Consider the following 608-nt stretch of genomic DNA (forward strand, 5'->3'; position numbering starts at 1 on the left):
TTCGGCGTAGGCGTAGAAGGCCGGGTCCTGGACCTGGCAGAAGTACGGTCCGTAGAACAGCTCCTGGAAGCAGAGCACGTGAGCGCCCTGTGCGGCCGCGTCGCGGGCGGCCTGCTCGTGGACCTGGATCATCGACTCCTTGTCGCCCGTCCAGGCGGTCTGGAAGACGGCGGCTCGGATCACTCGGCTCATCGGGACCTCCGGTCGCTCGGTGTGCAGTGAGCCTAGGAAGCGGACGAGCGCGCTTTGAGTGGCAAGGTGTCACGTCCGGCGGGGTGCGGCGTGTCACCGTGTCATCCGCGGACGATCCCATGTGTCACCGCCGTTGCCGCAGGTGGTCGCTCGTTTCAGCGTTGTTGCGCGTCGTGCGCGAGGAGTGCGATGTGCAGCGAGGCGGCCTGTTCGAAGTCGTCCAGGTCCACCCCCAGCCGTATCTGTATCGCCTCGAGACGGCGGTACAGCGCGGGCCGGGAGACGTGGTGCAGCTGCGCGGTACGGGACTTGTTGCGGCCGGTCGCCAGGTACGTGCGCAGCACCGGGAGCAGGTCCTCGCCTGGGTCGCACAGCAGCCCCGACAGCTCCCGTTCGGCGAACGACTGCACCTGGGG

At 68.1% G+C, this 608-nt stretch carries 2 protein-coding genes; both read right to left on the bottom strand.

All coding sequences use genetic code 11. The features are described from left to right. Positions 1-192 (bottom strand): nitrilase-related carbon-nitrogen hydrolase (locus LPA54_RS35135; protein WP_306806588.1); only part of this gene is annotated, 192 nt, incomplete at its 3' end. A 155-nt stretch (positions 193-347) separates the two neighbouring features. After that, positions 348-608, bottom strand: a 261-nt coding sequence (locus LPA54_RS35140; RefSeq protein WP_228984659.1) for a helix-turn-helix domain-containing protein, incomplete at its 5' end; no start/stop codon positions are given.

The organism is Streptomyces sp. DH12 (assembly GCF_020873895.1).
GTDB lineage: Bacteria > Actinomycetota > Actinomycetes > Streptomycetales > Streptomycetaceae > Streptomyces.